At 65.9% G+C, this 18,631-nt stretch carries 28 protein-coding genes; 16 read left to right on the forward strand and 12 right to left on the reverse strand.

The window, feature by feature from the left end:
* Window positions 1-63 precede the first annotated feature (63 nt).
* From WKF39_RS03450 to WKF39_RS03460, 3 genes are read right to left on the reverse strand one after another with little or no spacing between them, the layout of a single operon-like run.
* Window positions 64-351 carry a hypothetical protein gene (locus WKF39_RS03450; RefSeq protein WP_340385830.1) on the reverse strand — a complete coding sequence of 96 codons (288 nt, stop codon included), beginning with the start codon at window positions 349-351 and terminating at the stop codon, window positions 64-66.
* A complete protein-coding gene (locus WKF39_RS03455) occupies window positions 348-1,541 on the reverse strand; it encodes a tyrosine-type recombinase/integrase (RefSeq protein WP_340385831.1) in 1,194 nt (397 codons plus the stop codon). The genes WKF39_RS03450 and WKF39_RS03455 overlap by 4 nt, the downstream gene beginning before the upstream one ends.
* The gene (locus tag WKF39_RS03460) at window positions 1,538-2,197 is read right to left on the reverse strand and encodes a hypothetical protein (protein WP_340385832.1); all 660 of its coding nucleotides are present in this window, start codon (window positions 2,195-2,197) and stop codon (window positions 1,538-1,540) included. Before WKF39_RS03460 ends, WKF39_RS03455 begins: the two co-directional genes overlap by 4 nt.
* A 611-nt stretch (window positions 2,198-2,808) precedes the next feature.
* Between WKF39_RS03460 and WKF39_RS03465 the strand changes: the two genes are divergently transcribed.
* The 12 genes from WKF39_RS03465 (at window position 2,809) to WKF39_RS03520 (ending at window position 11,919) form a co-directional block, all read left to right on the forward strand.
* Window positions 2,809-2,949, forward strand: coding sequence for a hypothetical protein (locus tag WKF39_RS03465; protein ID WP_340385833.1), 141 nt, complete (start codon window positions 2,809-2,811; stop codon window positions 2,947-2,949).
* On the forward strand, window positions 2,946-3,302 hold the full coding sequence (locus WKF39_RS03470; protein ID WP_340385834.1) for a hypothetical protein: 357 nt from the start codon (window positions 2,946-2,948) through the stop codon (window positions 3,300-3,302). The genes WKF39_RS03465 and WKF39_RS03470 overlap by 4 nt, the downstream gene beginning before the upstream one ends.
* Window positions 3,299-4,918: an AAA family ATPase gene (locus WKF39_RS03475; protein WP_340385835.1), complete on the forward strand. Its 1,620-nt coding sequence runs from the start codon at window positions 3,299-3,301 to the stop codon at window positions 4,916-4,918. The genes WKF39_RS03470 and WKF39_RS03475 overlap by 4 nt, the downstream gene beginning before the upstream one ends.
* A 237-nt stretch (window positions 4,919-5,155) precedes the next feature.
* Window positions 5,156-5,620 (forward strand): hypothetical protein, encoded by a 465-nt coding sequence (locus WKF39_RS03480; protein ID WP_340385836.1) that lies wholly within the window; start codon window positions 5,156-5,158, stop codon window positions 5,618-5,620.
* 81 nt (window positions 5,621-5,701) lie between these two features.
* On the forward strand, window positions 5,702-5,971 hold the full coding sequence (locus WKF39_RS03485; RefSeq protein ID WP_340385837.1) for a hypothetical protein: 270 nt from the start codon (window positions 5,702-5,704) through the stop codon (window positions 5,969-5,971).
* Window positions 5,972-6,259: 288 nt separating this feature from the next.
* A complete protein-coding gene (locus WKF39_RS03490; protein ID WP_340385838.1) occupies window positions 6,260-6,658 on the forward strand; it encodes a hypothetical protein in 399 nt (132 codons plus the stop codon).
* Between the two features lie 55 nt (window positions 6,659-6,713).
* The gene (locus tag WKF39_RS03495) at window positions 6,714-7,091 is read left to right on the forward strand and encodes a helix-turn-helix domain-containing protein (RefSeq protein ID WP_340385839.1); all 378 of its coding nucleotides are present in this window, start codon (window positions 6,714-6,716) and stop codon (window positions 7,089-7,091) included.
* The gene (locus WKF39_RS03500) at window positions 7,088-7,447 is read left to right on the forward strand and encodes a hypothetical protein (RefSeq protein ID WP_340385840.1); all 360 of its coding nucleotides are present in this window, start codon (window positions 7,088-7,090) and stop codon (window positions 7,445-7,447) included. Before WKF39_RS03495 ends, WKF39_RS03500 begins: the two co-directional genes overlap by 4 nt.
* 40 nt (window positions 7,448-7,487) lie before the next feature.
* The gene (locus WKF39_RS03505) at window positions 7,488-8,474 is read left to right on the forward strand and encodes a hypothetical protein (protein WP_340385841.1); all 987 of its coding nucleotides are present in this window, start codon (window positions 7,488-7,490) and stop codon (window positions 8,472-8,474) included.
* The gene (locus WKF39_RS03510) at window positions 8,455-8,787 is read left to right on the forward strand and encodes a hypothetical protein (RefSeq protein WP_340385842.1); all 333 of its coding nucleotides are present in this window, start codon (window positions 8,455-8,457) and stop codon (window positions 8,785-8,787) included. The genes WKF39_RS03505 and WKF39_RS03510 overlap by 20 nt, the downstream gene beginning before the upstream one ends.
* Window positions 8,780-9,118 (forward strand): HK97-gp10 family putative phage morphogenesis protein, encoded by a 339-nt coding sequence (locus tag WKF39_RS03515; RefSeq protein ID WP_340385843.1) that lies wholly within the window; start codon window positions 8,780-8,782, stop codon window positions 9,116-9,118. The genes WKF39_RS03510 and WKF39_RS03515 overlap by 8 nt, the downstream gene beginning before the upstream one ends.
* 11 nt (window positions 9,119-9,129) lie before the next feature.
* Window positions 9,130-11,919 carry a phage tail tape measure protein gene (locus tag WKF39_RS03520; RefSeq protein ID WP_340385844.1) on the forward strand — a complete coding sequence of 930 codons (2,790 nt, stop codon included), beginning with the start codon at window positions 9,130-9,132 and terminating at the stop codon, window positions 11,917-11,919.
* A gap of 60 nt (window positions 11,920-11,979) precedes the next feature.
* Here the strand turns inward: WKF39_RS03520 and WKF39_RS03525 are convergent, their stop codons facing one another.
* From WKF39_RS03525 to WKF39_RS03560, 8 genes are all read right to left on the reverse strand, one after another.
* Window positions 11,980-12,126 (reverse strand): hypothetical protein, encoded by a 147-nt coding sequence (locus WKF39_RS03525; protein WP_340385845.1) that lies wholly within the window; start codon window positions 12,124-12,126, stop codon window positions 11,980-11,982.
* 17 nt (window positions 12,127-12,143) lie between these two features.
* Window positions 12,144-12,716, reverse strand: a complete 573-nt coding sequence (locus WKF39_RS03530) for a hypothetical protein (RefSeq protein WP_340385846.1) — start codon at window positions 12,714-12,716, stop codon at window positions 12,144-12,146.
* 98 nt (window positions 12,717-12,814) lie between these two features.
* Window positions 12,815-13,249 carry a hypothetical protein gene (locus tag WKF39_RS03535; protein ID WP_340385847.1) on the reverse strand — a complete coding sequence of 145 codons (435 nt, stop codon included), beginning with the start codon at window positions 13,247-13,249 and terminating at the stop codon, window positions 12,815-12,817.
* 541 nt (window positions 13,250-13,790) lie between these two features.
* Entirely contained in the window at window positions 13,791-13,934 is a 144-nt protein-coding gene (locus WKF39_RS03540) for a hypothetical protein (protein ID WP_340385848.1), read from the reverse strand.
* A complete protein-coding gene (locus WKF39_RS03545) occupies window positions 13,931-14,356 on the reverse strand; it encodes a hypothetical protein (protein ID WP_340385849.1) in 426 nt (141 codons plus the stop codon). The genes WKF39_RS03540 and WKF39_RS03545 overlap by 4 nt, the downstream gene beginning before the upstream one ends.
* Entirely contained in the window at window positions 14,353-14,667 is a 315-nt protein-coding gene (locus WKF39_RS03550; protein ID WP_340385850.1) for a hypothetical protein, read from the reverse strand. The genes WKF39_RS03545 and WKF39_RS03550 overlap by 4 nt, the downstream gene beginning before the upstream one ends.
* The gene (locus tag WKF39_RS03555) at window positions 14,664-14,861 is read right to left on the reverse strand and encodes a hypothetical protein (protein WP_340385851.1); all 198 of its coding nucleotides are present in this window, start codon (window positions 14,859-14,861) and stop codon (window positions 14,664-14,666) included. Before WKF39_RS03555 ends, WKF39_RS03550 begins: the two co-directional genes overlap by 4 nt.
* A 211-nt stretch (window positions 14,862-15,072) precedes the next feature.
* Entirely contained in the window at window positions 15,073-15,279 is a 207-nt protein-coding gene (locus WKF39_RS03560) for a hypothetical protein (protein WP_340385852.1), read from the reverse strand.
* 643 nt (window positions 15,280-15,922) lie between these two features.
* Here WKF39_RS03560 and WKF39_RS03565 point away from each other — a divergent pair.
* Window positions 15,923-16,216 (forward strand): putative quinol monooxygenase, encoded by a 294-nt coding sequence (locus WKF39_RS03565; protein WP_340385853.1) that lies wholly within the window; start codon window positions 15,923-15,925, stop codon window positions 16,214-16,216.
* A gap of 2 nt (window positions 16,217-16,218) precedes the next feature.
* Here the strand turns inward: WKF39_RS03565 and WKF39_RS03570 are convergent, their stop codons facing one another.
* Window positions 16,219-16,773: a hypothetical protein gene (locus WKF39_RS03570; protein ID WP_340385854.1), complete on the reverse strand. Its 555-nt coding sequence runs from the start codon at window positions 16,771-16,773 to the stop codon at window positions 16,219-16,221.
* Window positions 16,774-16,829: 56 nt separating this feature from the next.
* Here WKF39_RS03570 and WKF39_RS03575 point away from each other — a divergent pair, with 56 nt between their 5' ends.
* Genes WKF39_RS03575 through WKF39_RS03585 form a run of 3 tightly spaced genes read left to right on the forward strand, consistent with a single transcriptional unit; the run spans window position 16,830 to window position 18,631 of the window.
* Window positions 16,830-17,810, forward strand: coding sequence for an aldo/keto reductase (locus tag WKF39_RS03575; RefSeq protein ID WP_340385855.1), 981 nt, complete (start codon window positions 16,830-16,832; stop codon window positions 17,808-17,810).
* 42 nt (window positions 17,811-17,852) lie between these two features.
* Entirely contained in the window at window positions 17,853-18,179 is a 327-nt protein-coding gene (locus WKF39_RS03580) for a hypothetical protein (RefSeq protein ID WP_340385856.1), read from the forward strand.
* The gene (locus WKF39_RS03585) at window positions 18,176-18,631 is read left to right on the forward strand and encodes a GNAT family N-acetyltransferase (protein WP_340385857.1); all 456 of its coding nucleotides are present in this window, start codon (window positions 18,176-18,178) and stop codon (window positions 18,629-18,631) included. Before WKF39_RS03580 ends, WKF39_RS03585 begins: the two co-directional genes overlap by 4 nt.

Here is an 18,631-nt window from a genome sequence, read left to right on the forward strand (position 1 = left end):
TAAGGGCGGTGGTGCTCGATACGCGGTGCACGACCCGAATGGTCACGGATTGGTCACGGACGCTCATTCGTCGTCTCCGAATATGATCCGGTGCAGCTCGAGGAGCTCGTCTGCGGTCAGCGACGCGATGCCCTTACCAATCGGTAGGTCGGGCGCGTGCTGCGCCAGGTACACCAACATCGCCATGTTGCGGTCCTCTGCCTCCGTCTGAAGCGGTAGCGTTGCGAGGATCAGGGCGGCGCCAGCCTCGAAGACTTCCGGATCCAGGGTGAGCTCGAGCATGCGGAGCCCGACGTAGTCCTTGGTGGTGGCAGCCTTATGGACTGCCGCGATGTCGTCCTCGCGGCTCATGAGGGTCCACCCGTCAGGAGAGTGGCTACCCGGGCGGCGGCCTCGGCCTGCATGTTCATGTCGACGTGACTGTAGACGTCGAGGGTGATGGCCACGGAGGCGTGGCCGAGGCGCTCCTGGACGATGCGGGGGTGCACGCCGGCGTTGAGTGAAACCGTGGCGTAAGTGTGGCGCAGGTCGTGGAGCCGGATCTCCGGGACGTCGGCCTTCGCGATGTCGCGCACGAAGTACCACGACATCGTCTTGGGGTGGATCGGGCGGCCATCGGCCTCAGCGAACACGACCCCTTGGTCGTCATACCCCTCGCCGAGCAGGAGCTTGTCCTGATTCTGTCGAGCCTTGTGTGCGCGGAGAGCGGCGATCGTGTCGACGTCGAGCGCCAGGTGCCGGCGGCCCTTCGTGGTCTTGGGGCTGCTGAACTCGGCCGCCAGCTCACCCCTGCGCTGCGCACCGGTGGCGACGTAAGACCGAACGATCTGCAGACGGTTCGCCTCGAGGTCGATGTCAGACCACCGCAGGCCGAGCATCTCCCCGCGGCGCATGCCGGTGTAGAGCAGCAGCTGGTAGGCGCCATACAGGCGGCTGTCCGCGACCGATGCGAGGAACGTACGGGCCTCCGCCGGGGTCCAGACGTTCATCTCCCTGGACGCCACCGGCTTAGGCGGGTCAGAACGCTCGACCGGGTTGTGACTGAGCGCGCCCCACTTCATCGCGTCTTTGCAGGCGCGGTGGAGGATCTGGGAAATATAGCGAACTGTCTTCACCGACAGCTTGCGGTGATCGTCATCGCCCTGCAGGAGCAGCGAGTACAGCGCGTTGAGCTGTGCGCCGTCGAGCTTCTGCAGCTGGCGGGACCCGATGAACCTGCCGGAGACGTGTAGGCGAATGTTCCGCTTGTACGAGTCGAACGTCGACGGCTTCACCGTGTGCTCGATCGCGGGCAGCCAAGTCGCCTCGAGGTACTCTCGCAGTGTCTGCCGGCTGGGGATGACGTACTCGACCTTCTCGATCGACGTGAGGATCCGAGTGAGCTCGGCCTGAGCCTCCCGCTTCGTCTTGAACCCGCGCCGGCGGGTTTGACGGCGCTTCGGTTTCCCGGAGGGGCCGAACTCCGTGGAGTCGATGTCGACCGCGAAGAACCAGGTCCCGTTCTCAGCCTGCTTTACGCTGCCGCGGCGCCCGTCACTCATGACTGTTCTCCTGGCTGCGTGCCCTTCGCTTCTCCCAGCTGCCCAGCCTGTCGTGCGCGCGCTACGTACTTCGCGGCGTTGGAGTACGACGTCTGGAAGTGCTTCTCAACAGCCTTCGTCGGCGCAAGACCTTCAGACATGGCGTCGCGGTACACCCGCGCCACCTCTTGGAGGTACGCAGTCGTAATTAGGCGTCTGCGTCGAGGTTGGCTGACGGGGTATGCATCCCGACGGGCCAGTTCGGCGGCGCTGTTCATTTCGGTAATGCGTTCCTGCATCTCTTCCTCTGACATTTGAATCGCGGCAGGCCCGTCGTTGTACAGGGCCCACTTCACGACCTCGCCGACAGCGTCCGACGCGAGCTCTCTCAGCAGCAGCGCCTCGTCGATGGTGTCGCTGATCAGGCGGGTCGCCTCGCGAACCGTATGGATGGGCTTCGAGGTGTCGGGGTTGACGAGGGCGCGGACGCCCGTCAGTACCGGTCCCCGCTCGGCGTCCATTCCGACCGTCACGACCGCGGTGAGTGGCCAGTTGGGGTGGCTGAGGCGAGCATCGAATCGTCGAGGAAAGGACTGACCTTCGATGCTCACGCGTGCTTCGACGATGTTCTCGATTCGCCAACGGAGTTCGTTGTAATCGTGTTCTCGGGGTGACATGACACTAGTGTGCACAAGTGGCAAAGAAGTGGCAAGGCTTATCCAAAGAAAAGTACCAAGAAAAGGGCAAGTCAACGGCTATGTAATGGTTAAGAAATGGCATAGCGTTTGTCGGCATGGGAACGAATCAGTTAGAGCGGTTGGCCGAGGTCCGGCAGTTGATCGCCACGGGCGAGGCCCGACGTCTTCGGATCACAGCTGGGATCAGCCTCAGCGAAATGGCAGCCCCCTGCCGTGTCCACTCATCAACTGTATGGAGGTGGGAAACCGGAGCTCGTGCGCCGCGTGGCGACGACGCCACGCGATACCTCCAGGCGCTCCGTATGCTCCGGGCGGGCCAGCCTGGCGTGGCCGCGTCATGAGGCTCCCGACACCTCGCGAGCGTCCGTGGCTCTCAGTCGCTGAAGTCGCCGAAATCAGCCACGAGGGCGAGAAGGTCATTCGTGCGGCGATCGGCGCTGGCCAACTGCCGGTTCTGCGGATCGGCCGGTACGTGCGGATCCCGACCGCGGCGTTCTACGAGACCTGCGGTCTAGCCCCTGACATGCGAGACGACGAGGCGCCAACCTCGTCGTCCGCTGAAACTCACCCCGGCCAGGAGAAAGCTCCCCATGATCGTACCCTCCGTCCCGCCGTCTGACCCGGCATCGTCGGACGATTGCCACGAAAGTGTGGTCATCGACCTCGCTCGTGCCCGCTTCCTCAGGACGCTCGGCGAGATCCGCAACGAGACACCTGGCGGCGCCGCATGACCGCCACCATCGAGACGTCGCGGGAGTTGATCGGCGCATCAACAGACGACCTAGCCGACGCCCTCGCGCAGCGGATCGAGCTGCTGGACTCACAGCACCTCTTCGACGCATACGCAGCAGCCACCGCCCGGTATTGGCGCCGCCGCGCCGCAGCCTTCGAGGCAGCCCGCCCGGCCCGGGATGGCTTCCACGGCCGCTCAGCGCCCGCCGAGGTCAACGCCCGGTGGGAACGCCTCACCGCCACCGCCCGGGCCTGCCGCAACCGCGCCCTCTACGCCGAGATGTACGGACCCACCGAAAGTGAACTCGCCCTCTTCGTCAGCGTCGCCGCCGCGATCGTGGCCGCCGCATGACCCTGACACCGCGCGACTACCCTTTTGAGCCCTACCCACCATTCAAGGACCCCGACGACTGGCGAGTCACATCACACGCACTCAACGATCGAGACATCCTCCGCGCCCGGCTCCTCGCTGAGAACGCCACAGCAGACCACACGGCCGGCACCCACGCCACAGCCGACCACCCCTGGTGCCTGGACTGCGTCGCCAGGCTCACCAATGCCACCCGCCTCAACGAAGGAAACGACCCCCTCGTCACTCCCCTCGAGGCCGCAGCCGAACTCTTCGAAGCTGGCATCAGCCCGACCGACACAGCCCTCCGCGAGCTCAAAGCCGCATGGGAAACCGACGCCACCCTCGAGGTCGATGACCACCCGGACATCCCACCAGACGTGATCGAAGTCTGTCGGGACTACCTCACAGATCTTGACGCTTGGGAAGGTCACGCCGCCGACGCCCGCACCACCACAGTCGGTCGCGCCGCCAGATACCTCGCTATCCACGGACGACAGCCGCCCGACGCGGGCCCACCAGCGCCGGCCGCTGATTTCCAACAGGAGTATCTCGATCGCGACGGTTTGAACAACCTCCCAGCACCCGAGCCGCTCATCGACGGAGTCCTCACCCGCCACGCCTACGGCATCCTCCGCGGTCGCGACGACTCGTTCAAGTCGTTCGTCGCTCTCGACTGGGGTCTCTCCCTCGCCACCGGCCGCACCTGGCAAGGGCACCCCGCCCAAACCGTCCGCGTGCTGTACATCGCCGGGGAAGGCGCCTACGGTCTCGCCGCCAGGGCCGACGCCTGGGAACAGGCCTGGGGCATCAAAATTCCCGCCCACATGCTCACCATCCGTCGAACCGCCCCCTCCATGTTCAAGCCCGGTGCCGCCTTCGACCACCTCCTCGACACCGTCACCGAAGGTGGCTACGGCCTCGTCATCATCGACACCCTCCGACGAGTCGCCGGCACCGCCGACGGCAACAGCTCCGAAATGGGCGCCGTCGTCGACAACATCGACCGCCTCAAGCACGCCACCGACAACGGATCAGTCCTGGTCGTCGCACACACCGACAAAGGCGACAACGACTCCCGCGGCTACTCAGGCATCGAAGACGACGCCGACGTCGTCTGGCACGCCAAACGCGACGACACGAACCTCCATCTCGAGAACACCAAAATGAAAGACGGACCAGGCGGCCGCATCCACCGCCTCCACGCCAGCGTCGTTGGCCCCTCCCTCGTCCTCGAAGAAGCCGGGACCACCACGCCCGTCGCCACCGAGTCCCAAATACGACTCATCGACACCCTTCGTCGCACCTTCCCCAACGGCGCATCAACCACCCAGCTACAAGAAGCGTCCGGACTCAAGAAGTCCACGTTCTACCGCGCCCGAACCGAGCTCATGGAAGCCGGCCACGTCATCGACACCGGCACCAAAAGCCGCCCCCACTTCGAACTCGTCAAGTCCCATGAGGTCCCAACCCCCCAGACACGCCCTGACCTGCAGGAGTCCCACAGGTCCCACGAGGTCCCACAAGATCCGGTGGAAGGTCCCACAGGTCCCACCGCCCTTATAGGTGAGACCTGGGACCAAGACGGCACCAACACCGACGAAAGAGAGATCTCATGACCCCCAGCCCGGACCATCCAACCGACGCCAGCGCCGCCGGCCCCGCCGGCCTGGCGTACGACGGTATTTCGGTCGTCGACCTCATAAGCAGGTCGACCTCATAGGGAGGTTGTGATGGCTGTTCCGAACCCGTTGGCCCAACAATGCACCGCGACATCGAAGATGACCGGCGAACGTTGTCGGATCCGTGTTGTCGGTGGCGGTCCTTGCCGATTGCACGGCGGGAACGCGCCGCAGGTGCGGGCGTCGAGGGAGGCGCGTATCGCGGCGGCCGAGGCTGCGCGGGCTGCTCCGCAGTCCACTAGGGACGCGGGCGAGATCTTGGTGTCGACAATGCAGGACGGCGACACGATCTACCAACACCTCTATCGGCGGTTCCGGGCCGGCATCGCGACTGACGCTGACGTCGCTGCGATGGGCGCCTGGGTCGATCGGACCAACCGGCTGGCGAAGACGGTGCTCGACGCCCGGATCGAGGAGCGGCGCACTCAGTTGGCTGAGTCGGACGGTCTGTTGGTCGCTGGGGTCATCCGGCGGTCGCTTGATCGTTTGCGTGACGAAGTGCTTGAGGCACTGGCTGGCCATCACGAGGCTGAGAGGCTCGTAGTTCGGATGTGGGAGCCGACGGTTGCGGTCGTCGTTCCTCGTGAGCTGCGCGCGATCGCGGCCGGGCCGCCGGCGGCTGGGGGATTGGATGCGTGACCAGTGCGTGACCGCCAAGCCTGTGACCTGCGCAAACGTGCCACTCGTCGGGCATGTAACCACACTGAGAGGACCGAACAGATGAGCAGCTCGGCGGAGGACATCTACACGTACGGGCTGGACATGCTGACCGCTGCGGTGGATGCGACGGACATGAATGCTGCGATCGAGGCCGTCCGCGTCTTGGCTTCCGATCTGGGCGCTGATGATCTGCGGCGGGTAGCGACGATGCTGGCGGTGGAGTCGATCTGGACCTCGCGGCCGCGGAGGAGCCGGCGGGCCGTTCGGGAGTGGATTCAGTTGCGCCGGTTCGGGGTCCTGGCTCGGGCGGTTGGGGAGTCCGATGTGTGAACATCCCGTGATTGGGCACTCCGTGACCTGCTGCAGTGATACGGCTCCTACGGGACCAGATATGACACTGGGTCGTCGGCTAAAAGCGCCAGAAGATCCATCGCGGGGTGGCGCGTTTCCCGAATCGAGTCCTGTCGCTTCTTCAATTTCGCCGGCACTCACGGGCTGCAGGTTGTTGTCGTACTGCCGAACTACGGCGCGGAGGACGACGAGGTCGCGTGAGTGCCAGGTGTCGGGCAGGGGTTCGGTCACGGAGTGCTCCAGTGTTTGGGTCTGGGGTGAACGGTAGTGGCCGGCGAACACAGCCGGGCATGTTTCGTCGAGTCGTTCGGCCGCGCGGTGGCGAGGCGGCTCTGGGGATCTCAGCCGCTGCTGAAGGCCAGGGCACTCATCGCCGATAAGCTGCACCGCTTCTCGAACGCTGTGCAGCCACCATTCGACGAGGATCCGTGGGAGCACCAGCTCAGGCTTGTTCGCGCCGTGAGCGCCACCGCGGACGGTGCCGCAGCTTTGGAAGCGGCGCGCACGGTCCTTGAGGGGCTGGACGAGTCGACGATCTATCTGATGTTGATGCTGATGGCGCGGGACTTCGCGCAGACATCGACCGCCGCCGGCCGGCGCTACCTAAATACATGGTCTGACGAGCGCCAATTCTTCCTCATCACCGATCGGTTCAGCGATGACTGAGCGACCTCCTCCGCCGCCGCTCGCGGTCGTCCCGCCGTACGTAGCGGTTTTCATCATGAGCGAGATTCCGCGCGAGCGGTGGGACGCGATGATCGCGCGTGCGAGGAAGTTCGAGCGGCCGGAGTACGCCCGTCAACTGGAGCAGGCAAGAACCTATCTCCGCGAGGGGCGCAGGTGGTGGCGGGCTGAGGTTGACTCGGCCGCTTCCGCCATCGGAAGCGCGGAAGTAGCGGTTGCGGAAGTTGGGTCAGGCTTGGAACGTCCCTCCTCCTTGGACACGACCGTGGTGGCCGGGTTGCTGAGGAGATCGCCGCGCTGGGTTCGGAAGTTGTGCGCGGATGAGATCCTCAGCGCCACCCGGTTGAACGGGCGGTGGGTGATCGATCGGTCCGAGGTCGACGAATACCTGATGACGCGAAAGAAGAACCGATGACTAAGCGAGAAGTGACGGAAGCCGAGTACGACGCGATCTTCGGACGCCCAGCCACCCGCTGGCCCTCTCCTGGGGGTGAGGTGTCCGAGGCCCAGTTCGACGCGATCTTCGGCGGCGGAGCTCCCGTCGACGACCTGGTTGCGCTCGATCAGAACGTGAAGGACCTCGAGCGAGTCGGTCTGCCGTCTGACATTGCTGAGAAGGCCGCACGAGATCTTGAGGCCGGCACGTTCGACTCGTTCGGAGAGGCCGCGGTTGTGGCTTCGACCCTGGTCAAGGCCAACGGCAGCGCGGTCGAGTGCCTGAACACCGCGGTGCTCGCGGAAGTCATCGCGGAGCGCAAGTCCGGCGTCTAGCCGGAGCAACCCAACCCCGCACCACAGGAGGAGGAGCTGAGTGAACACAGATGAGAAGCGAGACCAGCTGGTGGCCGCCGTCAACGAGTGGGCGCAGACCCACGCACGTTGGGAGGCCGAGGCCATCGCGTGCGCCGCCGAAGGTGAGGGGATCCGCAGCCGGATGGGGCAGACGGTCCTCGCTGACGAGGCTCAGGCGGCCGTCTTGTCGACCAGGCTGCGTGAGCTTTCCGATCGTAGGGACATCGCGCGACAGACTGCGGCCGCCGCGGCCCCGCACCTTACGGCGGCTCGGTCTGAGGTGCTTGAGCACGACGCCTGCGGGTTCGACACCGAAGCCGAGGTCCTTGAGCAGATTCTGCGGACGCATCGAGCCAAGACTGCGAAGCTCCTTGCACAGCTCGAACGGCACGAGGGTGTGTTTGTACATGAACGGCGAGCTGCCATTGGCATGGACGGCTTGCTCGATGTCAAGGGCGATCTGCCGCAGTCGCACGAGCTCGAGCAGCGTGTCTTTCAGGCACGGACCAAAGCGGGCGTCCTGCGCGATCTCGCCGAGGGCCACGACCCCACGGCGCAGGTCTACCTGCATGACCCGGGCCCTGACGGCCGGCTCACGAGGCTCGCGGACGTTCATGGCCTGGTCCATGGTCTTCCCCAGAGTGACTACTTCACCGCGTCGGTCTGGGGCCCGGGCGCTGTAGTCCCGGCGCCAGCGTACGAGCGCGAGGTCGACAACCTCCGCAGCCACCTTGCCCAGCATGACTCGGACGTTGGGAACTTCGACGCGATGATCGGCGAGAAGCGCGAGCGTCTCGCCGCGCTGCAGGCGGAGCTCGATGCACAACCGCCCTCGCGTGGCGGTCAGGTGACCTACGAGGTGGAGGAGTTGCGGAGCAAGACCGCGAGCCTCGGCACGTGGATCCGCGAGCTCGAGGCGGAGCATGCGTCGGCACCGCAGCGGCGCGTTGAGATCGTGGCGGAGCTCGAGGCGCTGACAGGTGATCGTGAGCATGCCACCGCCTGATCCTGATGGCGCGAAGTTCGTCGCGACTGTTGAGGCCATCCTTCGCGCGGAGGAGCTCCTAGCGGCGTTCGCGGATGGCGACGTCAAGGCGCTGACGAGAATCATGATCGATCCGCCCGAGGTGTCGTATGACGGATTGCGTCAGGTGTTGACCGACGCACACCAAACGATATTCGCGCTCCTCTTGCTCGGCCACGCTGCGATCCGGGAGTTCGCGAGCGAAAAGGACGCTGACCCCGCGCTCATGCTCCAGGCACTACGCGCCTGGGTCTTGGCAGCGCAAGTCCAGGACGAGGTGCCCGCCGATGTTTGACACCTCGCAGATGAACACGCTCATCGCTGACCTCGCTGGGGCTCCCGCGAAGGCCCGCCCGTTGGTGTCGGCTGCGATCCGAAAGACCGCGTTCGACATCCAGCACGACGCACAACAGCTCGCTCCCGTCGACACGGGATTTCTTGTCGGGTCGATCGGCGTCACCGTCGACGACGACGGCATGGGTGCCCTGATTGGTCCGACTGCCGAGTACGCCGGCTTCGTGGAGTTCGGCACCGAGGCGCACCCCCCGCAGCCGTTCATGTCGCCGGCGTTCGACCGGCGCGTCCCGGACCTGATGAAGGCGATCTCCCAGGCGACTGGGATCTGAGAGGACAGCACATGAGTGTCGAGACCCGTCAGGTCATCGTCCGGCTTCGCGCGGAGATGGACCAGTACAAGCGGCAAATGCGCTCCGCCGAAGCGGAGACCGAGCGTCTGCGCAAGCAGATGGACAGGTCGTCACTGTCGGTCGGCAAATTCCTCGCCGCCGGCGTCGGGATAGGGGCCGCCTGGAAGATCGGCGACCTCATCCGGGACTCCGCGATGCTGGAAGCTGTGTACTCCAAGACCATGGCGCAGGTCGCGGTAGCCACCGACGCGCCGGCCGCCGGCATGGAACGGCTCGACGACCTGGCCATGAAGCTCGGCGCCGACACGGTCTTCTCAGCCAAGGACGCCTCGGAGGCGATGCTCGAGCTGGCGAAGGGCGGTCTGTCGACTGCGCAGATCGAGGCCGGCGCGCTGCGGAACTCCCTCACGCTTGCCGCTGCAGGTGGGCTTGAGCTCGGCGACGCCGCGGAGTCTGTGGTCAACACGATGGGCGCGTTCGGTCTGAGCGCTGAGGACACAGGGGCAGCGGTCGCTGCTCTCGCTGGTGCGGCGAACGCGTCGACCGCTGATGTGCAGGACATCACGCAGGCCCTCGCGCAGGCAGGGACGGAGGCCGACTCGGTGGGCCTGTCAGTCCAGGAGACCACCGCAATCCTTGCGGCTTTCTCGAACGCGGGTATTCAGGGGTCGGACGCTGGCACGTCGCTGCGGACCATGCTGACGCGGCTGGTGCCGCAGACATCTGAGGCCGCCAACGAGATGGGGCGGCTCGGTCTGAAGTTCACGAACGCGAACGGTGAGTTCGTGTCCGCTGAGCAGATCGCCGGTCGCCTGCAGCAGGCCTACAAGGGCATGTCCGCCGAAGAGCGGTCGGCGTCGCTGTCGACGGTCTTCGGCGCTGACGCGCGACGCGCGGCGAACGTGCTGGTCAACGAGGGCGCTGAAGGTGTGCGAGGTCTTGTCAAGGAGACCTCCGACCTGAAGGCGGCGCAGAAGCTCGCCGATGCCGGCATGAGCGGCACCGCGGGCAGCCTCGAGCAGCTCAACGGTGCTGTCGAGACCGCGAAGATCCAGATCGGCAAGGGACTCGCGCCCACCATCCAGGACCTGGCTGACCGCGCCTCAGGCCTGGCCGCCGACGGCGATTTCGAGTCTTGGGCAGCCGACGGCGGCGCCGCGATCTCGGACTTTCTCGACGAGATGGCCCCACTGGCCTCCACCCTCGCCGAGCTGGCCAAGGAAGGCTTCCCCGCCCTCCGCACAGCTGCGGGCCTCGCGGTCGACGTGCTCGAGGCCGCAGCCGACGTCGTCACGCCCCTGGTCGAGGGGTTCAACAGCCTTCCTGACGCCGCCCAGCAGGCCTTGATCCTTGCGGCAGGCGCGAAGACCCTCTCCAACCGGCTCGGCCCGCTGCCCGGACTCAGTGACAGCGCCGGGAGCAGTCTGATGCTGTTCGGCGGCAACGCCAAGAAGGGTGGCGACGACGCCGCGAAGGGTGCCCGCGGATTCGGCGCGCTCGCGGGCAGCCTTAAAGGGAACGCGCTGCTCATCGGCGCCACCTTCGGGCTGGCCGAGGCAGGACACGTATTCGGCAACGTACAGGACCTGCTCAAGACGACGGGCGACCAGAGTAAAGACTTCACGCGAACCTTCTCAGAGGGCGGGAGAGCGACCCAGGACACGCTCGCCGCGATTCAGAAGAGCCTCGATGGCGGCAGCGTAGGCAAGTACGCGGGCGACCTCGGCATCAATCTCGACAAGCTTGCTGAGTCGTTGGCCAGCAGCGGCTCCGAGGGGGAGTACGTCCGAGAGGTGATGAGCGAAATCGTCAACGACCAGTCGTCGTGGACGAATTGGTCGAAGGAGGCGGGCAGCCTTGTCCCGTTCCTGGAGACAGACGGTGAGCGCGCGGCGCAGGTTCGCAACGCCCTGAAGGATCTCAACGCCGAATACGACAAGGCCGCTGCGAAGGCCCGCAAGCAGGCCCGGGCCGTCGATGAGGCCGCGAACGGCTACAACCTGCTCATCAACGGTTTCGGGGAGTACGTCCAAGAACTACAAGGGCTTCCTACGGAGGCCGTCACCACGATCCTCACCCCCGGGGCAGTGGAATCTAAAGACGATGTGCTCGCGCTCGCCGAGCAATACGAGCTGACTCCCAACCAGGTCAAGACGATCATGAAAGCGCTCGACCTCGCGAAGCCGGTGATCCGTGCCGTTAAGAAGGCGCTTCAAGACGTCGATGGCGACTCCGCCACGGTGACCCTGACCACGATCCAGGAGACCATCAAGCGGTCGTACACCGATCCGGGGACTGGGGGCAACAACCCGGCCGTCGACAGGGCCTTCGGCGGACGCAGAGCTGACGGTGGCGAGATCAACGGGGTCGGCGGCCCCCGTGAGGACAACATCCTCATCGCCGCATCGGTCGGCGAACACATGTGGACCGCGGCCGAAGTCGCCGCTGTAGGCGGCCAAGGCGCCATGTACGCCATGCGTGCGGCCGTCCGCGCCGGGAACCGACCCCGATTCGCCGACGGCGGCGGAGTCAGCGACGCATGGGACCAGTCGTTCCGGTCCGCAGCAGCCACCTATGGCTCCCCGGCCCTGTCCGTGGCCGCCGCCCCCAGCGCCGCCCCGTCAGGCCCGTACGTCGTGTCCTCCGAGCTCGTCGGCGCACGTGTGGGCGTCGACAAGGACGGGATCTTCCGCTTCGTCGACGGCCGTATCGAGTCCCGCATCGCCAGCCACGGCAACTACCAGAGCGGCCGCAACCACCAGGGAGGACGCCCCCGATGAACGTCGACAAGTTCCCGGACACGAACGGGCTGCGGCCGGCACGGCCCAAACAGCACTAAGTCAGTCGACGATGCCGTCGCCGCGCACTGCAGCGACATAGGCCTCGGCCTCGGCCTTCGTTCGGCCGTCGCGCACGTAGGCGTCCACGAGCTCCTCATCGGAAGCTGTGTCGAACTCCGCGTACGACATCGTCAACGGCGTGATCATGGCAGCCGGCCCGGATTTCAGCAGACCGGCTGAAGCTTTGGGGCCAGTCCCAGTTTGCCATTCGGTGTGCGAGTACGAGCGCTCTCCATTGACTCGTTGTACTCCCTGGCGAGCTTTACGGGGTCGGCAGTCGCAGCGCGCGGTTTCGTCTGTGCCGTGCGATTCACCCTGTTCACGAGCCAGATGAGCGCCCAAGCGCGGGATCCGTTGGCAATGTAGCCGGCCATGGCGTCGATCAACTTGGTCTCGTACTGCTCCATACGGTTGCGATCTTCAACCTTGAGGCTTCCGAGATGAGGCACCGGAGGGCGTTTTACGTAGGTGCCAACAACGTCATGTGCCACGAGAGATGAGAACGAGATCATGCCTGGCTGAGCAAGCATTGCGTTGCACTTCACCCAGAAGAACTCGACTGGTTCCTCATCAGGGAGCCGGCCTGAGAACACATCGTTTTCGACACCGTCGCGGAGCGTTGTGAGCTCGTAGCGGAAGCGTGAGGTCGCGACAAGTGGGCGCCCATAGAGAACGACCCAGGACGCGACAGCAAAGCTTCCAAGAAGGAAGCTAAACGTGGCGAACGAGTTGCTCATGTCTCTCCTCGGGCTGGCCGAACGGCCCTGCGCCTACCATCATTGTGGACCTAGACCCACAGTTTAGGTGGTAAGGGAAGCCTAAGCACGCTGAATCGTCACTTTGAGGCCGCGAGGGCGGCCTGTACGGCAGCAGAGACGTGGTGGGGCTTTCCAGCATCTTTCAACCTCTTCTGCAGGTCATGAACTCCCTCGCACAGGGCGCCGTTGCGTGCGTCCAGGACGTTCGCCCGCTTGCGCTCCCACCGGCCCCAGGCGCCGATCGCTGCGGCGACTCCGACCAGGCTGACCCCGATCGCCAAGCTCACCGTCACATTGAGAACGGTCTCCTCTCCGGCGAACTGCGCAGCGACGGGGGTCAGTGCGAGCACAAACAGAGCCGCCCCAAGGAACATGACGAAGGTCGTGACGGCGCGTACCTTCATCGCTGTCACCCGGCGGTCCTCGAGTTCAAGCTCGTAAAGCTGATCGCCGGTCAGCTTGTTTGGCGGCTTCTTACGAACCGGCTTCTTCCTGTCGGCGCGCGCGATCACGCCCCACCGCCGGAGTGGGGCAGAGCTGACCTGCAGCAGATCGACCTACCGGTCGAGCGTGTATCCATCGTCAAGCACCTCACGGTCGCGGAATGTCAATGGGACGTTCATGGACATCTCCTTGTGATCGAGCTGTTAGTTGGTGTGGCAAGGCCCAACGTATTCCCGCTGGGGCTCGATACGGGGGCGACACGCCCGGGAGGCTGTGACATCCGGGAACGCAGAACAGGGCCCCGGGCTTCGCCCGGGGCCCTAGAGGTTCTTGACGGATTGCCACACCCAGCAAGACCAAATGACCTACGCGACCAATCGTGTCGTATGACTAACCTTCGTCAGCTCATTTGAGTGCGCGTGTCGTGCTAGTTTTTCCACCGCGTCGAGTCTGTTGTCCACCACCTTTTCCACAGGTTTTCCACAGACCAAACATTCATCGCCCACGGGCGTTCGCGACGACCTCTAGCTACCTCTGCCGGCCCGCTTCGAGGCGCACCCCCTTGACCGGCCGGCGGTCAAGGAGGCGCGTGCTTCCCGTGCCGGACCTCTACGGCGTGAACATCCTCCAATCGTCAAGATCGAGCAAGTCACCCTCATCGAGCAGGCCTTCCTCGATGCAGGCCCGTCGGATCCGTTCGAGCTCAGCCGGCGGCAACACGGGTACCTCGAGGCGCACAATCCCGGCGCTCATGACGCGTGCCTCCTGCCCGGCAGGCTCTGTGTGCGTTCCTCTGTCGTCGACATCATCCGGCGGAGCGCGACGCTGACTTCGGCCTTCGGCGGGACTGTCACGAGCACACAGCAGAACCAGTAGGACCCGTCAGGGCCTTCGCCGCGGAACCAACCTTCAGCAGTGCTGACACGGCCCAGGGCGCCCTCCTCGGCGCTGGTCAGCAGGTCTGGGATGGCGCGGCTCGGGGATACGCCGCAGCGCGGCACAACCTGCACCGACCCAGTGTCGAACACGGTGACATGGCCGACCTCACAGACGACCCTGCCGGTCCCCGGGTCCACGTAGGACATGGGTGTCCCCTCTGCCGGGCAGATACGTACGCCAAGGGCGTCGAGGTCGAGGACTCGGAGCGGCAGCGGTCGGTACCACTCGAGGCTCATCGGTCGGCCCCCATGAACTGGCCCAGCTCGCGCCGGGCGTCCTGCAGGACGGCGATCACCGCGTCCAAGAGGGCCAGGTCGTCTGGCGGGCCAGTGGGTCCGTCGACGTAGACGATTGCCAAATCCTCGCCGTCGACATTGTGTCGAACCAGAACCTGGCCCTCCCTCCAGTCCCAGGCAGTCTCGTCGGTGATCGCTTCCAGACCGAACGCCATATCACTCTGCTCGAAGCCCAGTGATGCGCACGACGGTAGGCCGTGTGCACGGAACCGCTCGACAACGCGGACGGTCGCATCAGCCGCCGCGCTCATCGGCCGGCCTCCGTCAGCACCGTCTCGACTCGCTCGATGCGGCCGACGGTGTCCCGGCTGAGGTAGTCCCGAATCTGCTCGGCAGTCATCAGCTCAAGAGCCGCGAATTGGTCCCGCAGCATGTGCCGCACGACCGGCGGCATGCCGCGCAGGTCCGCCCGGACCTCATCACCAACGATCTGGAGACGCGCCATCCACGGCGTCGTTCCCTGGTTTCTGAGCCACTGGATCCCCACGTCGAACTGCTCAGGGGTGAAAGTGCTGTAGCGGTCCGGGGTTTCCGTTGAGTCTCCCTGTCGGGGTGTTGCAGTACGTTCGTTCATGGTTCTGATTCCTCTCCATCTAAGGGGTTTCGGTTCAAGGCCTCGCCACGGTGCTCCAACACCCGGCGAGGCCGTCTTGCATCTAGTCGTCGACCACCTCCTCGTGCGCGATCGGGGGGAGCCCGCGGCGTCGGCGGATTCGTGCTTCGAGCTCGTCGACGGACGGGCCGCCGGGTTCGTGGGCGGCTTCGGCTTGTTCGCGGGGTGTCATCTGCGCGGCGGCTTGGCGTCCGAGGACGAGGGTGCGGGCTGCTCGCTCGATCGCCTCAGGCGAGGGACGGCCGTTCATGATCGGCTGTCCTTCTGATCCGGATTAATTGCTAGACGCCTCTGCCGCGGCGATCGGAAGCCGCCTCGAGATGCGTGTCCCAGGACTTCTCGTTTGTGGCCTGCCGTGAGCCACACGGGAGCTGGTGGTGACTCTGGCGCAGCATCCGGGGTGAGGAAGGTATCCAAGCCCGTCTGCGGGATCCGCCAGTTCCGGCCGACCTGAACAACACCCGGGAACTCACCCCGCTTGCAGCGACGAGAGACGTTCGCCCGGGTCTCGCGGATGACCGCAGCAACCTCGGATGTCGTGAGCCAGTGCTCGTCTGTAGGTCTAGTCATGCGGCCGATTGTCCGCGAGCCTACGGACAGTCGAACGGTCACGGGGTTGGTCACAGAGTGCGGGATACCGAGGGGGATCGCGGGGTACGGAGCCCATTCGTAAGGGAGGGTTGATCGCCGCAATTGGAGGTGTGAAGCGTCGCAGAGGCACCGGGGGCTACGGAGATGATCGGTGTTCGACCCCCACCGGGAGCACCAGGCCCGGGCCACCGGCGTGAAGGCGCAGGCACTGCGAAGGGTCGCTCGACCGACGCGCCGTCCAGCCGGCATGCTTCCGCGCCCGTACTGGCCTATCGTGACGAGTCCGTCAGCCAGGAGGAACCATGAGCATCAACGTCGTCGCCCTGATCACCGCCAAGCCGGGCTCGGAGGATGCCGTCCGCGAGGCCATGGCCGGGCTCGTCGCACCCACCCGCGAGGAGCCGGGCTGCCGTGCGTATGCACTCTCGGAGTCGTCGGCCGCGCCCGGCACGTTCGTCACGATCGAGGAGTGGGACGGCCCGGACGATCTTGATGCCCACATGCAGACCCCGCACATCCAGTCAGCGCTGTCGGTGCTTGGCAGCGAGCTCGCCGAGCCGCCGGCGATCCACCCGCTGACCCCGATCGACGTCTAGGTTCAGGCGCCGGGCCGGTGCCGGGCCGCGTCACGAAGCCGTTCGCGGAGCCCGGCAGCGAGACCGACGATGGTCAGCTCATCGAAGAATCCACCGCCGATCTCAGCGAGGCGGGTGTGCTTGATGCCGCCGAGCCGCAGCCGCAGGTGGACTCGCGTCCGGCCGCCCGCGACCGGTGCGAGGGTGATGGCCCACGAGAGTCGGACCTTGCCACGCGAGCTGATGTGGACCAGCGCGTGCTGGGGCGCGAGGATCGCGACCTCGAACGTCGCATCCTTGCCGCCCCAGTCGGGGATCACGTCGCCGACGGACAGGGACTGCAGCTCGCTGTCGACATGACGAAGGGCTCGGCGACCCGACGGGACGAGCCGCTCGATGCTGCGCGGCAGATACCACCCGGCACGCTGCTTGCCGAGCTGGACGAACCACGGCCACACGAGCTGAGGGGTCGCGGCGAGAGTGAATGCACGATCCATCACTACCTCGGCGGTCGGCACGATGTCGTCGCCCGGCAGCGTCGCTGCGACCTCCGCCGCCGACGCCGAGGTTGACCTCACGTATGTCCCGGGCTGGCCATAGATTGAGGGTAGAGGCAGATCGAGAGGGAGACACCATGGACGCACGCACACTGGGCCGCACCGGACGGGACGTCTCCGTCGTGGGACTCGGCACGTGGCAGCTCGGCGCCGACTGGGGCGATGTCGGGCACGAGGACGCGATGGCCGTGCTGGACACAGCCGTCGACGGAGGGGTGACGTTCTTCGACACCGCCGACGTTTATGGCGACGGCCGCAGCGAGCAGCTGATCGGCGAATTTCTCCGGGACCGCCCGGAGCTCGACATCTTCGTGGCGACCAAGATGGGCCGGCGAGCCGAGCAGGAGCCTGAGCACTTCACGCTCGACAACTTCCGCGCCTGGACCGATCGATCGCGGACCAATCTTGGCGTCGAGACCCTCGACCTGGTCCAGCTCCACTGCCCGCCCACACCGGTCTTCGCCAGCGATCAGGTCTTCGAGGCGCTCGACCTCCTGGTGCAGGAGGGCGTCATGGCGGCATACGGCGTCAGCGTCGAGACGGTCGACGAGGCGCTGGCTGCGATCGCCCGCCCCCACGTCGCGAGCGTCCAGATTATCTTCAATGCCTTCCGGCTCAAGCCTCTCGAGGAGGTGCTTCCGGCGGCCAAGGAGGCCGGCGCGGGCATCATCGCGCGGGTTCCACTCGCATCTGGGCTGCTGTCCGGCCGCTACACGTCCACCACGACATTCGCGGCCGATGACCACCGCACCTACAACCGGGGCGGAGAGGCCTTCGACGTGGGCGAGACGTTCTCGGGCGTGGATTTCGAGACCGGACTCCTGGCCGCGCAAGAGTTTGCCGCAGCCGTGCCCGAGGGCGTACGCCCCGCCCAGGCCGCGATTGCCTGGATCCTCGCGCAGGACGGTGTCACGGCGGCGATCCCCGGAGCCCGCAACGTTGCGCAGGCGCGGTCCAACGCCGAGGCGGCTGCGGTCGTGCTGCCCGAGGGCTTCGACGCCACGGTCCACGACGTCTATGACCGCCATCTGCGCGAAGCGATTCATCCCCGCTGGTAACCCGCACGGGACCTGATCAGCACTAGGCTGGCACCGAGCGAGGTGAGGATGGACGCAGAGGAGCGGTTCGACGAGATCGTCGATGATCTGGCACCGCGTGGTGTCCTGCCCGGCGCCCTGTTCGGTTCGCGCTCGCTGACCTACGAGGGCAAGGCGTTCGCCAGCTTCGGGCACGGCCGCCTGGCGATCAAGCTGGTCGGCGGCTCGCCAGAGCACAGCGAGACACTCGCACTCGAAGGCGCTGAGCCCTTCGATCCGTCGGGCAAGGGACGCCCGCTCAAGGAATGGGTCTTGGTGCCCGCTTCGCAGGAGCAGGAGTGGCCCCGCCTGGCCGCGGCGGGCCTCGCGGCGATGGTCGAGCGGGCATGATCTTCTCATCCCCGGATCCCGCGAGTGACCCCTACTTCGCGGTTGCCCTCCTCACGCTGCAGCGGACCTCGTATGCCCTCGAGGCCGACCTGATCGACGATGACCGCATCCCGCCGCTGCAGGAGGACGAGGTCGGCCTGACGGCCTGGCGTGGCCACTGGGTGACCGCTTGGGAAGGCGTCGACCTGGTCGGGGCGATCGCCTGGTCGACCGGTGACGACGCCGTCGAGATCGAGAAGATCATGGTCAGCCCTTCGGCGCTGCGCCGTGGCATCGCCAGTGATCTGTTGGGCCAGGTGCTCCAGCACGCGGGTGGGCGGGAAGTCGCGGCCGCGACGGGTCGCTCGAATGCCCCGGCCGTCGCGCTCTACGCCAAGCACGGGTTCCATGCCGTCGGCGACGAGCAGGTGCCGCCCGGCATCTGGATCACCCGACTGCGACGCGTCGCCTGA

It is taken from the genome of Aeromicrobium sp. (assembly GCF_037719875.1).
In the GTDB taxonomy this organism is placed as follows: domain Bacteria; phylum Actinomycetota; class Actinomycetes; order Propionibacteriales; family Nocardioidaceae; genus Aeromicrobium.

Excerpts from the sequence above, each read along its gene's own strand:
- WKF39_RS03500 (WP_340385840.1), top strand. The coding sequence starts at position 7,088 with ATGACTAAGCGAGAAGTGACGGAAGCCGAGTACGACGCGATCTTCGGA.
- WKF39_RS03485 (WP_340385837.1), top strand. The coding sequence starts at position 5,702 with ATGAGCAGCTCGGCGGAGGACATCTACACGTACGGGCTGGACATGCTG.
- WKF39_RS03475 (WP_340385835.1), top strand. The coding sequence starts at position 3,299 with ATGACCCTGACACCGCGCGACTACCCTTTTGAGCCCTACCCACCATTC.
- WKF39_RS03450 (WP_340385830.1), bottom strand. The coding sequence starts at position 351 with ATGAGCCGCGAGGACGACATCGCGGCAGTCCATAAGGCTGCCACCACC.
- WKF39_RS03560 (WP_340385852.1), bottom strand. The coding sequence starts at position 15,279 with ATGAACGGCCGTCCCTCGCCTGAGGCGATCGAGCGAGCAGCCCGCACC.
- WKF39_RS03585 (WP_340385857.1), top strand. The coding sequence starts at position 18,176 with ATGATCTTCTCATCCCCGGATCCCGCGAGTGACCCCTACTTCGCGGTT.
- WKF39_RS03540 (WP_340385848.1), bottom strand. The coding sequence starts at position 13,934 with ATGAGCGCCGGGATTGTGCGCCTCGAGGTACCCGTGTTGCCGCCGGCT.
- WKF39_RS03520 (WP_340385844.1), top strand. The coding sequence starts at position 9,130 with ATGAGTGTCGAGACCCGTCAGGTCATCGTCCGGCTTCGCGCGGAGATG.
- WKF39_RS03465 (WP_340385833.1), top strand. The coding sequence starts at position 2,809 with ATGATCGTACCCTCCGTCCCGCCGTCTGACCCGGCATCGTCGGACGAT.
- WKF39_RS03555 (WP_340385851.1), bottom strand. The coding sequence starts at position 14,861 with ATGGCGCGTCTCCAGATCGTTGGTGATGAGGTCCGGGCGGACCTGCGC.
- WKF39_RS03470 (WP_340385834.1), top strand. The coding sequence starts at position 2,946 with ATGACCGCCACCATCGAGACGTCGCGGGAGTTGATCGGCGCATCAACA.
- WKF39_RS03515 (WP_340385843.1), top strand. The coding sequence starts at position 8,780 with ATGTTTGACACCTCGCAGATGAACACGCTCATCGCTGACCTCGCTGGG.
- WKF39_RS03550 (WP_340385850.1), bottom strand. The coding sequence starts at position 14,667 with ATGAGCGCGGCGGCTGATGCGACCGTCCGCGTTGTCGAGCGGTTCCGT.
- WKF39_RS03460 (WP_340385832.1), bottom strand. The coding sequence starts at position 2,197 with ATGTCACCCCGAGAACACGATTACAACGAACTCCGTTGGCGAATCGAG.
- WKF39_RS03525 (WP_340385845.1), bottom strand. The coding sequence starts at position 12,126 with ATGATCACGCCGTTGACGATGTCGTACGCGGAGTTCGACACAGCTTCC.
- WKF39_RS03455 (WP_340385831.1), bottom strand. The coding sequence starts at position 1,541 with ATGAGTGACGGGCGCCGCGGCAGCGTAAAGCAGGCTGAGAACGGGACC.
- WKF39_RS03575 (WP_340385855.1), top strand. The coding sequence starts at position 16,830 with ATGGACGCACGCACACTGGGCCGCACCGGACGGGACGTCTCCGTCGTG.
- WKF39_RS03545 (WP_340385849.1), bottom strand. The coding sequence starts at position 14,356 with ATGAGCCTCGAGTGGTACCGACCGCTGCCGCTCCGAGTCCTCGACCTC.
- WKF39_RS03530 (WP_340385846.1), bottom strand. The coding sequence starts at position 12,716 with ATGAGCAACTCGTTCGCCACGTTTAGCTTCCTTCTTGGAAGCTTTGCT.
- WKF39_RS03565 (WP_340385853.1), top strand. The coding sequence starts at position 15,923 with ATGAGCATCAACGTCGTCGCCCTGATCACCGCCAAGCCGGGCTCGGAG.
- WKF39_RS03495 (WP_340385839.1), top strand. The coding sequence starts at position 6,714 with ATGAGCGAGATTCCGCGCGAGCGGTGGGACGCGATGATCGCGCGTGCG.